Raw genomic sequence first — 264 nt, 5'->3', positions numbered from 1 at the left:
CGTGAGCGCGACAACGGGTGGATTCCGCCTGCCCGCCATGACTCCTCACGTCCACCGCTGATCCGCGCCACACATTCCTCACAGGCCATGCCGCGTCCGATCCTGGCCGGCGTCTGCTCCGGCATTAGCGTCCATATCGGATTACATGTATGGACCGTCCGCGCGATCTGCCTGTTGTTGTGCACGGTGGGAATCGGCATTCTCCTGTACGTCTGGTTCGCCGTCACCATGCAGGTGGACCGCGGCAGGCGCACAAGCCGATCA

Annotated in this window: 1 protein-coding gene; it reads left to right on the top strand. The window is 63.3% G+C overall.

The window, feature by feature from the left end; genetic code table 11:
* Positions 1–87: 87 nt before the first annotated feature.
* On the top strand, positions 88–264 hold a 177-nt coding region (locus tag QP415_RS13995), incomplete at its 3' end, for a PspC domain-containing protein (protein WP_442953492.1).

It is taken from the genome of Pauljensenia sp. UMB3104, assembly GCF_030217285.1.
Lineage (GTDB): Bacteria > Actinomycetota > Actinomycetes > Actinomycetales > Actinomycetaceae > Pauljensenia.
The sequence above is the reverse complement of the archived record's forward strand: the minus strand, read 5'-3'. Positions and strand labels throughout refer to the sequence as shown.